Consider the following 13,612-nt stretch of genomic DNA (forward strand, 5'->3'; position numbering starts at 1 on the left):
TATCATAAAAAATCTATAAATTCGTACAACGTTTTAATAACCAGATTAAAAAGAATTCAATATGAAATGGCAAGGCAGAAGACAAAGTGACAATGTAGAAGACAGAAGATCAATTTCTGGCGGTGGCAAAGCACTAGTCGGCGGTGGAGTTATTGGGATTATTATTTTACTGCTTAATGTTTTTGGCGGTGAAACAGGTCAGCAAATAGCGCCAATTCTAGAACAAATGCAAGGTGGACAATCCCAACAAACAGAAACTGCAGCTCCTCTAAGCGAGGAAGATAAAAAAATGGGCGAATATGTAAGGACTTTACTTGCATACAATGAAGATACGTGGACAAAGATTTTTGCAGAACATGGAATGACCTACGAAAAACCAAAATTAGTTCTTTTTAAAGGCGCTGTACAAACTGCTTGCGGCGGAGCATCATCTGCTTCAGGTCCTTTTTATTGCCCAGGCGACCGCAAAGTATATATGGATTTAGATTTTTTTGAAGAGTTAAAAACTAAATTTGGCGCAAAAGGAGGCGATTTTGCGATTGCATACGTTATTGCGCATGAAATTGGCCATCATATTCAAACCTTAATGGGAACATCTTCTAAAATGCGTCAAATGCAGCAAGGAAAAAGCGATGCAGAAGCTAATAAATTATCTGTAGCCTTAGAATTACAAGCTGATTTTTATGCTGGAGTTTGGGCACACGATAACCAGAAAGATCTTGATGTGGGAGATATAGATGAAGCTTTAAGTGCTGCAAATGCTGTTGGAGACGATGCTATTCAAAGCAAAATGCAAGGACATGTTGTTCCTGATTCTTTTACTCACGGAACTTCAGAACAAAGAATGTATTGGTTTAAGAAAGGTTTTACAACTGGAGATATTAAACAAGGAACTACATTTGAAGAAATTAGATAATACATAAAAACCAAATAATTACCAACCAAAAAAGCACAACCCTACCAGTTGTGCTTTTTTCATGAAATCAAAAAAAAATCCAAACATCAAGTTGAGACACTTTGATATTTGGATTTTAAACATTTGAAAGTTTTGTCTTTAAACTAAAAAAGCCTTGAATTTCTTCAAGGCTTTCTTTCTGGGTGGCTGACCGGGTTCGAACCGGCGACCCGCGGCACCACAAACCGCTACTCTAACCAGCTGAGCTACAACCACCATTTTTCTGCTTAGCGAGTGCAAATATAGAACAAAGGTTGAGTTCTACAAAGAAAAAAATGAAAAATTTTCATAAAAATTATATCAAATTTTCTAAGCTATTGACTGCCAAACATCTTTCAACTGTAAAACCTTCTGCAAAATCTTTCCCAACTAGTCTTCCTAAGTCCTGCGCGCGGTAATTTAGACTTTCAAAAAAGTTTTTACTTGTAATTGGTGTTGCAGGTTCTTTTGAATTCGGATCGTAAAATTGGGTTTTATAAGCAGAAATCGCTTCTACTTTCTTTTTTTCAAATCCTGTAATATCTACAACAAAATCTGGAGTAATATTTTTCCATTGAATATAATGATAAACAATTTTAGGTCTCCACGCTTCTTGCTGTACTCCATCAATCGAAGTTTCAATTTTCATTAATCCCGAAAGAAAGCAAGAATCAGAAACTAGTTTGCTTCCTTTTCCATGATCAATATGGCGATCGTCTATTGCATTGCACAATACAATTTCAGGTTTGTATTTACGTATCATTTTTATGACTTCTAATTGATGTTTTTCATCATTCACAAAAAAGCCATCGCGCATTGCTAAATTTTCGCGTACTAAAACACCTAAAATCTTAGCCGCATCTTTTGCCTCCTGATCTCTAATTTCTGCAGTTCCACGTGTTCCTAATTCACCACGTGTTAAATCTACAATGCCTACTTTTTTCCCAAGGGAAACTTCTTTTAAAATTGTTCCAGCACAACCTAATTCTACATCGTCTGGATGTGCACCAAATGCTAATATATCTAGTTTCATTTTCTCTTTTTGTTTGTTTTGTTTCAAGTTTAGCCACAGCTGCAATATTAAGTCTCAGTAACTGAAAACTGTGACTTTGACTGAAAACTCATAATTCATAACTTCTAACTCCTAACTTTCAAGACTCTTTTCATCGTCATTGATTTATTGACGCTTTCTTCCCATTCTTTTTCCGGAACGCTTTCTCTTGTAATTCCGCAACCCATATATAAAATTGCTTTTTCTTCCTGAATCTGCATGCATCGTAAATTTACAAATAAATCAGAACTTGCTTGAGCTTCTCCAAAAGTGCTGTTCAATTCACCTAGAAAACCTGTGTAAAAAGTTCTATCATAATTTTCGTTTTCAATAATAAATCCTTTCGATTTCTTTTTTGGAAGTCCGCAAACGGCTGGAGTTGGATGCAACGTATCGATTACTTCTTCTAAAGTCGAATTATCTTTTAAAACTCCAGAAATATCGGTTTTTATATGCCAAATAGATCCTGCTTTTAAACTATAAGGTTCAGAAACCACAACCGAAGCTGTAAATTCTCGAAGCCTTTTTACAATAAAATCAGTTACAAATTGCTGCTCGTCTTTTTCTTTTTGCTGCCAAACAATTTTAGTTTCCTGATTGTCTTTTTGCGTTCCTGCCAAAGCCATCGTTTCAAAAACATTTCCGTTTGCCTTTAGCAGTTTTTCTGGAGTCGCTCCCATCCACAAACCAATTTTAGGATGAAAGAAACAATAGCAAAAAGTTGCTGGATACAATTGAACCAAGTGCTGAAACGTTTCAATAAAATCAAATTCAGATAAAGGCACTTCTTCGTTTCGCGATAAAACGACTTTTTTGAATTCTTCGTTTTTTATCGCTTGAATTCCTTGTGCTACCAAATATTCGTATTGAAACTTAGCTTCAGAATCAAAATTTAAATCGTCAATCTCGATTGGTTCAAATGAAGCTGGCTCTTTGTGGAAAGAAATAATTTCTGATTCATTTTCAGGAATCAAGACTAGTTGTTTTTCATCAAAAGAAGCAAAAACAAATCCTTTTTCACTGTAATCAGAAACATTGTATAATGTATTATTTTGCTGTAAAATCCCAACATAGCTTTCTGTATTGGGCTTTGAATAAAGTACAAAGGGTAAATTTTGTTCTTTATGATTTTTAATTTTTAAGAAAAATGAATTCATATTTATTCGCTTTTCTTTCTATCCAAAACCATATTCGTCAATTTGCAAAGCGAAACCAGATTTCCCTCTTCATCAGTAATTTTGATTTCCCAAAGATGGAGACTTCTTCCTTTGTGAATAATTCTGGCTGTTCCAAAAACATAACCTTCACGAATGCTTTTTAGATGATTTGCCGAAATCTCGATACCTCTTACCTCCTGTTCTTTCGGATTGATAAAAAAGAAAGAAGCCGCACTCCCCACACTTTCTGCCAAAGCAACAGAAGCGCCTCCATGCAACAATCCCATTGGCTGATGAACACTTGGATTTACAGGCATTTTTGCAGTTAAAAAATCTTCTCCGGCGTCTATATATTCTATTTTTAACGTTTCCATCAATGTGTTTTTAGAAAACTCATTGCAGCGCGCCAAAATCTGCTCTTTTGTATAATTCATTAAAATAAACTTTAAAATCGTAAAATTAAAGAAAGATAAGACATAAATCTAAAATCCGATCCTAAATTTAAAATTCAACTTCAAACGTGTAGGTTTTTTGTTATTTTTACAAAAACAATCAAAATCAATCTTTGGCTAGAAATTATTTTATTTGCCACAGATTGGACAGATTAAAGGGATTTTAAAAATATAGCCAAGAAATACATAAATTTTCGCGAATTATATTTCAATTTAATTTGAGAAAATTCATGGAATTGGTGGCAAAAAAAATCTTTTTAATCCTTTTAATCTGTGGCAAAAAAACTTTTTTAAATGCGTCAACACTTTACACTTTTAATCTTCGGAATCATTCTTGCTTTCAGTTCTTGTCGAACTGATTTTGATACCGTTGCTAGTTCTGGAGATTTAAAGTTTTCAAAAGACACCGTTTATTTGGATACTGTTTTTAAAAATATTGGCTCAAGCACTTACCAATTAAAAGTCTACAACCAAAGCAAAAAAGACATTTCGATTCCGATTGTACAATTTAAAAAAGGCTTGAATTCTAAATACAGAATGACTGTTGATGGAATGTCGGGTAACAACGGTAAGATTTTTCAAAATGTTACACTTTTAGCAAAAGACAGTTTGTACATTTTTATAGAAACAACTGCCGATATTACAGATGCCAATCCTGATGATTTTTTATATACTGACCAAATTCAGTTTGACAGCGGAGCCAATTTGCAAGAAGTTGCTTTGGTTACTTTAATTCAAGATGCTGTTTTTTTATATCCGAACCAAAATACTGACGGAACCAAAGAAAAAATTAAAATTGACGGCAAAGATGTTGATGGATTCTATTTGAGCGAAAATGATCCTATAAATGGAAACGAGCTTCTTTTTACAAACGAAAAACCATACGTCATTTATGGATATGCTGGAGTTCCAGAAAACAAAACCATAACTTTTGAAGCTGGTGCAAGAATTCATTTTCATGCCAATTCTGGTTTGTATGTTGGTAAAAATGCTTCTCTAGAAATTAACGGAAAAACTTCTACGACAAACAAACTCGAAAATGAAGTTATTTTTGAAGGCGACCGTTTAGAATCACTTTATTCTGACATCCCTGGGCAATGGAAATCGGTTATTTTTGAAAAAGGAAGCGCGAATCATTCTATCAATCATTTGACTTTAAAAAATGCGATTGTAGGCTTAGATTTCAGAAGTTCATTAAATCCTATTTCGATCAAAAACACACAAGTTTACAATTGCGTTGAATACGGAATTTTAGCTCAAAACGAACAAATTACTGGAGAAAACATTGTTATAAATCGTGCTGGAATAGCAAGTTTATCTTGCATCTATGGCGGAAATTATAGTTTTGCACACTGTACTTTTAATAATAATTGGTCAGGCAGTTCTCCGTTTGCAGTAAATTTAAGCAACTCTTTGGCAGGAGCAACTCCAGAAACCAATCCGCTTACTCAGGCTACTTTCAATAATTGCATTATTTATGGTTCAGCTACAAACGAATTAAATTTAGATAAAAATGCAAAAGCCACATTTGTTTATCAATTCAATAATTGTTTATTGAAATTTAGCAACTCAACAACCAATCCTAATTACCAATTCAAAACCGATACAGAACATTACACGAACATTATTCTAAATGAAAATCCTAAGTTTTATAATGCTTCTGAAAATAAATTCAATATTGATAAAACTTCTGCCGCTTTCGCTAAAGGGAATCAGGCCTATATCATTACAACAGATATTTTAGGAATTACAAGAACTTCGCCGCCTGACTTGGGTGCTTATCAGAATCAGGATTTCCCTAAATAATGGTTTTGCCACGAAGGCGCTAAGGCGCAAAGTTTTTTTAGAATTTTGCTTGTGTATTTTGCTCGCAAAGACGCAAAGACGCAAAGTCGCAAAGTATTTTGACAAAGTATCCATGCAGTTTGTAATTTCGACGGAGGAGAAATCTTCGCGAGTAACTCCGCGAAGAGAATTCAATCTTTGTCGAGCTTCTTGTGAAGATTTCTCCTCCGTCGAAATGACAAAACACACTTAAAGCTAAGAAAATTACCACAATTAACTTTTAATTAAAATCATTTTTTCAAAATTTATACTTTTTCTTCATTTCCAGATTTCGTAATTTTTGCAAATCCATTCATTTAAAGACATTAAACTTATGAACTTTAAATTTTGATTTTTTTCTTCTAAAAGTTTAATATTACAGAACATATCAAAAAAGAAATTTTAATAAATCATTAAATTTCAGGAAAGACTCAAACTTATTGATTTTGCGTCTTTTTGGTAGAAAAAATGCAAGAAAAAAGCAATTTCATTTTTTTTGAAAAGAGATCGTTTTCAAATTTGCGCTTACTATTTATTTACATTAAATTTGCAGCTCAATACAACAAACTACACAAATGATCCATTTCTTTGAAAACCAAAGCAAAACTGTTTTTGCCGTACAAACGCAAAACGAAATTTCAGCTCAAGACATTTCAAAATTAAACTGGCTTTTTGCCGACGCAAACAAGATCGAAAAATCTGCATTGACAGGATTTTTTGTTGGTCCACGCGCCACTATGATCACACCTTGGAGTACAAATGCTGTAGAAATTACTCAAAACATGGGAATTTCTGGCATTATCAGAATCGAAGAATTTCATCCTGCAACGGAAGATTTTACTGATTTTGATCCAATGCTTTCTCAAAAATTCAACGAATTAGATCAAGAAATCTTCACTATCAACATTCAACCGGAACCAATTCTGGAAATTGATGATATTGCGACTTATAACAAAGTTGAAGGTTTAGCTTTAAGCGAAGAAGAAGTTGATTATTTAAATAATCTTTCGACTAAACTAGGAAGAAAATTAACTGATTCTGAAATTTTTGCTTTTTCTCAAGCGAATTCAGAACACTGCCGTCACAAAATCTTCAACGGAACTTTTGTAATTGACGGTGAAGAAAAAGAAACTTCTCTTTTCAAATTAATCAAAAAAACATCTCAGGAAAATCCTAACGATATTGTGTCTGCTTACAAAGACAATGTTGCTTTTGTAAAAGGACCAAAAGTGCAGCAATTTGCTCCAAAATCGGCAGACAAACCTGATTTTTACGAAATAAAAGAATTCGATTCGGTTATCTCATTAAAAGCCGAAACACACAATTTCCCAACAACAGTGGAGCCTTTCAACGGAGCTGCAACTGGTTCTGGAGGAGAAATTCGTGACCGTTTAGCGGGAGGTCAAGGATCTTTACCATTAGCTGGAACTGCAGTTTATATGACTTCTTACTCTCGTTTGAAAGAAGATCGTAAATGGGAAAATGCTGTTGAAGAAAGAAAATGGTTGTACCAAACACCAATGGATATTTTGATCAAAGCTTCAAACGGAGCTTCTGATTTTGGAAATAAATTTGGTCAGCCACTTATTACAGGTTCTGTTTTAACTTTCGAACATTCAGAAAACGACCGCAAAATTGGTTATGATAAAGTAATCATGCAAGCAGGTGGAATTGGATACGGAAAACTAGATCAATCAATCAAAAAGAAACCACAAGAAGGCGATAAAATCGTAATTCTTGGTGGAGAAAATTATAGAATCGGAATGGGTGGTGCTGCGGTTTCTTCTGCAGATACAGGAGCTTTCGGTTCAGGAATCGAATTAAATGCGATTCAGCGTTCAAATCCTGAAATGCAAAAACGTGCTGCAAACGCGATTCGTGGTTTAGTAGAAAGCGACAATAACCCAATTGTTTCTATTCACGATCACGGAGCTGGAGGTCACTTAAACTGTCTTTCTGAGTTAGTGGAAGAAACTGGAGGTTTAATCGATTTAGATAAATTACCAGTTGGAGACCCAACGCTTTCTGCAAAAGAAATTATTGGTAACGAATCTCAGGAAAGAATGGGATTGGTTATTGGTCAAAAAGATATTGATACCTTACAAAGAATTGCCGACAGAGAGCGTTCGCCAATGTATCAGGTTGGAGATGTAACGGGAGACCACCGTTTTACTTTCGAATCAAAATCAAATGGTTCAAAACCGATGGATTATGCTTTAGAAGATTTCTTCGGAAGTTCTCCAAAAACGGTTATGACAGACAAAACTATCGACAGAAAATATGCTGATGTTGCTTATTTAGCAAATGACTTCGAAAGCTATTTAAAAGACGTTTTACGTTTAGAGGCTGTTGCTTCAAAAGACTGGTTAACTAACAAAGTTGACCGTTGCGTTGGAGGAAAAGTGGCTAAACAACAAAATGCAGGACCGTTACAATTGCCTTTGAATAATGTTGGAGTTATGGCTTTGGATTATTTAGGTAAAGAAGGAATTGCAACTTCTATTGGGCATGCTCCTATTGCAGCTTTGATTGATCCGGTTGCGGGATCTAGAAATGCGATTGCAGAATCGTTATCAAACTTAGTTTGGGCACCAATTATTAATGGTTTAAAAGGAGTTTCATTATCTGCAAACTGGATGTGGGCTTGTAAAAACGAAGGTGAAGACGCTCGTTTGTACGATGCTGTACAAGGTTGTTCGGATTTTGCAATTGAATTGGGAATCAATATTCCGACAGGAAAAGATTCACTTTCAATGAAACAAAAATATCCAAACGATGAAGTAATTGCGCCGGGAACGGTTATTATTTCAGCTGCTGGAAACTGTACAGATATTAAAAAAGTAGTAGAACCTGTTTTACAGAAAAACGGAGATTCTATCTATTATATTAATTTATCTCAAGATGATTTCAAACTTGGAGGTTCATCTTTTGCACAAATCAGAAACACAATCGGAAACGAAACTTCTACAATTAAAGATTCGGTTTTCTTCAAAAATGCATTTAATACAATTCAGGAATTAATCTGCGAAAACCAAATTCTAGCAGGTCACGATATTGGAAGCGGTGGTTTAATCACAACTTTATTAGAATTGTGTTTTGCTGATGTAAATCTTGGAGCTAAAATTGATTTCTCTGCTTTCGAAGAAAAAGACTTATTGAAAATCCTTTTCGCAGAAAACATCGGAATCGTATTCCAAGCTAAATCTGATGCAACTGTTGAAGCTAAATTAAAAGCAAACAATATCGAATTCTTCAAAATTGGTTCTGTAACTTCTACAGCTTCTTTAGAAGTTGGAAACTGGAACTTAGATATTCCAACTTATAGAGATGTTTGGTTCGAAACTTCTTATTTATTAGATCAAAAACAATCTAAAAACGGAAGAGCTCAGGCACGTTTTGAAAACTATAAAAATCAGGTTTTAAATTATACTTTCCCTGCACATTTCACAGGAAAAAAACCAGAAATCGACAACTCTAAACCAAGACCAAAAGCGGCTATTATTCGTGAGAAAGGAAGTAATTCTGAGCGTGAAATGGCAAATGCAATGTACTTAGCTGGTTTTGACGTAAAAGACGTTCACATGACAGACTTAATCTCTGGTCGTGAAACACTTGAAGACATTCAGTTTATTGGTGCAGTCGGAGGATTCTCTAACTCTGACGTTTTAGGTTCTGCTAAAGGTTGGGCCGGAGCGTTCTTATACAACGAAAAAGCAAAAACAGCTTTAGATAATTTCTTCAAAAGAGAAGATACTTTATCTGTTGGAATCTGTAACGGATGTCAGTTGTTTATGGAATTGGAAGTTATTAATCCAGAGCACGAGGTTCACGGAAAAATGCATCATAACGAAAGCCAGAAACACGAAAGTATCTTTACTTCTGTAAAAGTTCAAGAAAACAATTCGGTTATGTTGTCTACATTAGCGGGAAGCACTTTAGGAGTTTGGGTTTCTCACGGAGAAGGTAAATTCAAATTGCCTTACGCAGAAGACCAATACAACATTGTTTCTAAATATGCTTACGAAGGTTATCCTGCAAACCCTAACGGTTCTGATTACAACACGGCTATGATGTGCGATAAAACAGGAAGACATTTAGTAATGATGCCTCATATTGAGCGTTCGACTTTCCAATGGAACTGGGCACATTATCCAAAAGACAGAAATGACGAGGTTTCACCTTGGCACGAAGCTTTTGTTAACGCCAGAAAATGGATTGAGAAAAACTAAAAATATATTTTTACTAAAAGCGCCCGATAATTCGGGCGTTTTTTTTTGCCACAGATTACACAGATTAACACAGATTTTTTTCTAATAAAAGAAATCATCATAATCCTTTTAATCTATGGCTATAAAAAATAACTTGTGTAATTGCTTCGTCTATTCACTATCGCTCAGGTCGTGGCAAAAAAAAAATTAACAAATTCGTGGCAACTGTTCTCCCACTAAAGGATTTACCACTCTTTTGCCTCCAAAAGCACTTTCGATAATTATTTTTGAAGGATGTTCAGGAGTGACAAAACCAATTTCTGATGCGTTTGGATTTGCTTTTTGCAAAATTCTCAATACCTCATCTTTAATTTCTGGCGCAGCAACGCAAACAAAAATCCCTTCATTGGCAACATAAAGTGGATCTAACCCCAATAATTCACAAGCACTTTTTACCTGATTTTCTACTTTTATATTCTCTTCTAAAAGTGAAATTCCTAAATTAATTTCTGCCGATATTTCATGTAAAACTGAAGCCAATCCGCCACGAGTAGCATCTCTTAAAAAATGAATTTTATCTCCAAATTGTGTTATTAAATCTACAACTGTATGGTTTAAATTTGTTGTATCGCTTAAAATATCGCTGTCGAATTCTAATCCTTCACGTTCTGACATAATTGCCATTCCGTGCGAAGCTATTGCTCCATTTATGATTATAACATCATTCTCCTTAATATTTTGAGCTTTAATATTCGCTTTTTCATGAATAACTCCAATTCCAGAAGTATTGATATAAATTTTATCTCCTTTTCCTCTTTCTACAACTTTTGTGTCTCCAGTAACGATTTTGACATTTGCCTTATCAGCAGCTTTTTTTACTGATTTAATGATTTGAATAAATTCTTCCAAACCGAAACCTTCTTCTATAATTAAAGCAAGTGAAAGATATTTAGGAACTGCACCACACATCGCAAGATCATTTACAGTACCATTTACAGCTAACTCGCCAATATTACCGCCTTTAAAAAATATAGGCGAAATGACATAGCTGTCTGTAGAAAATGCCAAACTGCCTTGTATGTCTAAAAATGCACCATCATGGCGAACTTCTAAAACATCATTCTTTAAAATTTTAAAAATCACTTCATTCAGTAATTTTGTCATATGTTCACCACCACTGCCATGATGCAAATGAATTACTTCACTATTTTTTTCCATTTCACTCAATTAAATCTTCACCCATTTCCTTAAGAACCTCCATTGTTCGTTTAGCCTCTTCTTCGTCAATAATTCCAATGGCAGCGCCCACATGAACTAACAAATAATCTCCAATTTTAGCCTCTGGAACAAGAGCTAAATTTACTTCTTTAATAATACCCTCAAATGATACTTTTCCTATTCTAAAAGTTTCGTCAAGTTCTACTGTAACTTTTTCTAAACGGCCGGGAACTGCTAAACACATATACTATTGTTTTATAGATTGAGACAAAAAATCGTACCAAGCCGACAATCCTTCTCCTGACGTTGCTGAAACTTCAAAAAAGATTAAGTTCGGATTGACTTTTTTCGCATATTCTTTTAATTTTTCTAAATCAAATTTCAGGTAAGGCAGTAAATCAATCTTATTAATAATACAAATTTGCGATCCCGAAAACATGTCAGGATATTTTAGTGGCTTATCTTCTCCTTCGGTAACCGATATAATGACAATACGTTTTAATTCGCCAAGATCAAACATTGCAGGACAAACTAAATTCCCAACATTTTCAATCATTAATACAGAATCTGAAACAGGTTTTAGCTCTTTAACGGCTTTTGCTATCATTTCGCTATCCAGATGACAGCCTTTTCCTGTATTAATCTGCAATACAGGAACATTCAATTTATGAATTCTATCTGCATCATTTGTTGTCTGCTGATCTCCCTCGATTACAGAAAAAGCCATTTTGCTTTTCAAATCTGAAATTGTTCTTTCTAATAAAGATGTTTTCCCAGAACCCGGAGAACTAACTAGATTTATAGAGAAAATATTCAATGCTTCAAAAAAGCCTCTGTTTCTTTCGGCAGTAAGCTGATTTTTAAATAAAATATCTTTCTCCAACTGTACTATATTAACTTCATGAGAATGCGAATTCCCATAATTATGGTCATGCTGATGGTCATGACTGTCATGGTCATGGTCATGATCAGAATGGTGTTCATGATGATGATCTTCGTGATGATGGTGATGAAAATGTCCAGAATGATAATGAGAGTAGGAATTTTTATCTCCGATTTTAGTAAACCTAATTTCGTTTTCATCAGAACTGCAACCGCAAGTGGTACACATAATTAAATTTATTTAATGATTATTTTCTTTATTTTCAACTCTTTTCCTGTTATGATTTCTTTAAAAGGACTGTTACAATTTGGACAACTGTCAAAACTTTTTTCGATTTGGAATTTCGTTTCACATTCAGCGCATTTTGCTGTTCCTTCAGGTTCTTCTATAAACAATTTTGCATCTCTTAAAACGGTTCCGTTTATGCATTGCGGCCAGATAAAATGAAAAGAACTCATTTCAATGCCAGATAATTTTCCTATTTGCAAGTAAATCTCTAAGGCCTTGTTTCCTCCTATTTTATCTACCTCTTGTTTAGCAATTTTTACGATTGAAGTAACTATAGAAAGTTCATGCATAACTTATCTGTTCTTTAAAATATATTTCAATTTCGCAAGGTATCAACAAAAGAAATCCCAAAAACTGATATTTATCACATTCATAGCAACAATATTTAGATAATTTTAAAATCCTTTTAAACACACAAAAAGTCTTTTTATCTATAATTTAAAACATAACGGATGGAGGAAAAAAACAAAGAAAACGAAACCTATTACAATAGTATTGAAAGACAAGGTTACAACAGAAGGGATTTCTTAAAGTTTGTAGCTTATATTGGAGCCTACATGGGCGTTCAAAGTTCGGCAATTGGCCAGATAGCCAAAGCGCTAGAAACTACTCCACGTTTGCCTGTAATTTGGGAGCATTTTCAGGAATGTACCTGCTGCAGTGAATCCTTCATTCGTTCTGACCATCCTATTGTTGCAGATATTATCCTAGACAAAATTTCTTTAGACTATACTTTGACATTAATGGCCGCATCTGGTCATCAGGCTGAAGCAGCTAAAAAAGCTACTATGGAAAAATATAAAGGAGAATACATCCTTTGCGTTGAAGGTTCTATTCCGATGGGAGCTGATGGAAACTATTGCTGTATTGGCGGCCGAAGTGCTGTAGATATTCTTAAAGAATCTGCAGCAGGAGCAAAAGCTATTATTGCTTGGGGAAGCTGTGCTACATCTGGTTGTGTACAAGCCGCAAAACCAAACCCTACTGGAGCTGTGCCAATTCATAAAATCATAACAGACAAACCTATTATAAATGTTCCTGGCTGTCCTCCTATAGGCGAGGTAATGGCTGGAATTATTGTGCATGTGGTAGCATTTGGAAAACTGCCTGAATTAGACAGTTCTGGACGTCCAAAAGCTTTTTATTCAAAAAGAGTTCACGACAGCTGTTACCGCAGACCTTACTTTGATGCAGGATTATTTGCAGAAAATTTTGATGATGAAAATGCAAAAAAAGGTTATTGCTTATACAAAGTAGGCTGTAAAGGGCCAAGCACTTATAATGCTTGCGGCAATATGAAATGGAATGGCGGTGTTAGCTATCCTATACAATCTGGCCACGGCTGCATTGGCTGCAGTGCTAAAGATTTTTGGGATGCAGGAAGTTTTTATTCCAGAGATGCAGCTGTAAGCCCTGGCAATATTGAAGCTAATGCAGATACTCTGGGAAAAATTGCTCTTGGAGGCGTAGCTGCAGGAATTGGAGTTCATGCTATCCTTTCGAATGTATCGAAAAGAAAAGAGCTTAATCAGAGAATTAATCAAGGAACTGAAAACGAAAAACACTTAGAGGATTTATAATCTAATAAAAATAAAAC

Annotated in this window: 11 protein-coding genes and 1 tRNA gene; 4 read left to right on the top strand and 8 right to left on the bottom strand. The window is 34.7% G+C overall.

Annotated features, from left to right (window positions below):
* Window positions 1–61: 61 nt before the first annotated feature.
* Complete coding sequence (locus JC605_RS12080) at window positions 62–916, top strand: neutral zinc metallopeptidase (RefSeq protein ID WP_198856435.1); 855 nt, start codon at window positions 62–64, stop codon at window positions 914–916.
* A 181-nt stretch (window positions 917–1,097) separates the two neighbouring features.
* Here JC605_RS12080 and JC605_RS12085 read toward each other — a convergent pair.
* The 4 genes from JC605_RS12085 to JC605_RS12100 form a co-directional block, all read right to left on the bottom strand.
* Window positions 1,098–1,171, bottom strand: a tRNA-His gene (locus JC605_RS12085).
* Between the two features lie 79 nt (window positions 1,172–1,250).
* Window positions 1,251–1,967, bottom strand: coding sequence for a bacillithiol biosynthesis deacetylase BshB1 (gene bshB1 / locus JC605_RS12090; RefSeq protein ID WP_198856436.1), 717 nt, complete (start codon window positions 1,965–1,967; stop codon window positions 1,251–1,253).
* 104 nt (window positions 1,968–2,071) lie between these two features.
* Window positions 2,072–3,142 carry a chorismate-binding protein gene (locus JC605_RS12095; RefSeq protein ID WP_198856437.1) on the bottom strand — a complete coding sequence of 357 codons (1,071 nt, stop codon included), beginning with the start codon at window positions 3,140–3,142 and terminating at the stop codon, window positions 2,072–2,074.
* Window positions 3,143–3,144: 2 nt separating this feature from the next.
* Window positions 3,145–3,576, bottom strand: coding sequence for a PaaI family thioesterase (locus tag JC605_RS12100; RefSeq protein ID WP_012026684.1), 432 nt, complete (start codon window positions 3,574–3,576; stop codon window positions 3,145–3,147).
* A 312-nt stretch (window positions 3,577–3,888) separates the two neighbouring features.
* Here JC605_RS12100 and JC605_RS12105 point away from each other — a divergent pair, with 312 nt between their 5' ends.
* Together JC605_RS12105 and purL are read left to right on the top strand one after the other, a co-directional pair.
* Entirely contained in the window at window positions 3,889–5,400 is a 1,512-nt protein-coding gene (locus JC605_RS12105) for a hypothetical protein (RefSeq protein WP_198856438.1), read from the top strand.
* Window positions 5,401–5,993: 593 nt separating this feature from the next.
* Window positions 5,994–9,647, top strand: coding sequence for a phosphoribosylformylglycinamidine synthase (gene purL, locus JC605_RS12110; protein WP_198856439.1), 3,654 nt, complete (start codon window positions 5,994–5,996; stop codon window positions 9,645–9,647).
* A 186-nt stretch (window positions 9,648–9,833) separates the two neighbouring features.
* Here purL and hypE read toward each other — a convergent pair whose 3' ends face one another.
* Genes hypE through hypA form a run of 4 tightly spaced genes read right to left on the bottom strand, consistent with a single transcriptional unit; the run spans window position 9,834 to window position 12,305 of the window.
* Entirely contained in the window at window positions 9,834–10,844 is a 1,011-nt protein-coding gene (hypE, locus tag JC605_RS12115; protein ID WP_198856440.1) for a hydrogenase expression/formation protein HypE, read from the bottom strand.
* A 1-nt stretch (window position 10,845) separates the two neighbouring features.
* The gene (locus tag JC605_RS12120) at window positions 10,846–11,088 is read right to left on the bottom strand and encodes a HypC/HybG/HupF family hydrogenase formation chaperone (RefSeq protein ID WP_198856441.1); all 243 of its coding nucleotides are present in this window, start codon (window positions 11,086–11,088) and stop codon (window positions 10,846–10,848) included.
* 3 nt (window positions 11,089–11,091) lie between these two features.
* Window positions 11,092–11,955: a hydrogenase nickel incorporation protein HypB gene (gene hypB / locus JC605_RS12125; protein ID WP_198856442.1), complete on the bottom strand. Its 864-nt coding sequence runs from the start codon at window positions 11,953–11,955 to the stop codon at window positions 11,092–11,094.
* An 8-nt stretch (window positions 11,956–11,963) separates the two neighbouring features.
* Complete coding sequence (hypA, locus tag JC605_RS12130) at window positions 11,964–12,305, bottom strand: hydrogenase maturation nickel metallochaperone HypA (RefSeq protein ID WP_198856443.1); 342 nt, start codon at window positions 12,303–12,305, stop codon at window positions 11,964–11,966.
* 162 nt (window positions 12,306–12,467) lie between these two features.
* Between hypA and JC605_RS12135 the strand changes: the two genes are divergently transcribed.
* A complete protein-coding gene (locus tag JC605_RS12135; protein ID WP_198856444.1) occupies window positions 12,468–13,595 on the top strand; it encodes a hydrogenase small subunit in 1,128 nt (375 codons plus the stop codon).
* The last annotated feature ends 17 nt before the right edge of the window (window positions 13,596–13,612 follow it).

The organism is Flavobacterium sp. IB48, assembly GCF_016405855.1.
Classification (GTDB): domain Bacteria; phylum Bacteroidota; class Bacteroidia; order Flavobacteriales; family Flavobacteriaceae; genus Flavobacterium; species Flavobacterium ginsengisoli.

Coding starts and splice junctions, on each gene's coding strand:
- JC605_RS12080 (WP_198856435.1), top strand. CDS start 62: ATGAAATGGCAAGGCAGAAGACAAAGTGACAATGTAGAAGACAGAAGA.
- bshB1 (WP_198856436.1), bottom strand. CDS start 1,967: ATGAAACTAGATATATTAGCATTTGGTGCACATCCAGACGATGTAGAA.
- JC605_RS12095 (WP_198856437.1), bottom strand. CDS start 3,142: ATGAATTCATTTTTCTTAAAAATTAAAAATCATAAAGAACAAAATTTA.
- JC605_RS12100 (WP_012026684.1), bottom strand. CDS start 3,576: ATGAATTATACAAAAGAGCAGATTTTGGCGCGCTGCAATGAGTTTTCT.
- JC605_RS12105 (WP_198856438.1), top strand. CDS start 3,889: ATGCGTCAACACTTTACACTTTTAATCTTCGGAATCATTCTTGCTTTC.
- purL (WP_198856439.1), top strand. CDS start 5,994: ATGATCCATTTCTTTGAAAACCAAAGCAAAACTGTTTTTGCCGTACAA.
- hypE (WP_198856440.1), bottom strand. CDS start 10,844: ATGGAAAAAAATAGTGAAGTAATTCATTTGCATCATGGCAGTGGTGGT.
- JC605_RS12120 (WP_198856441.1), bottom strand. CDS start 11,088: ATGTGTTTAGCAGTTCCCGGCCGTTTAGAAAAAGTTACAGTAGAACTT.
- hypB (WP_198856442.1), bottom strand. CDS start 11,955: ATGTGTACCACTTGCGGTTGCAGTTCTGATGAAAACGAAATTAGGTTT.
- hypA (WP_198856443.1), bottom strand. CDS start 12,305: ATGCATGAACTTTCTATAGTTACTTCAATCGTAAAAATTGCTAAACAA.
- JC605_RS12135 (WP_198856444.1), top strand. CDS start 12,468: ATGGAGGAAAAAAACAAAGAAAACGAAACCTATTACAATAGTATTGAA.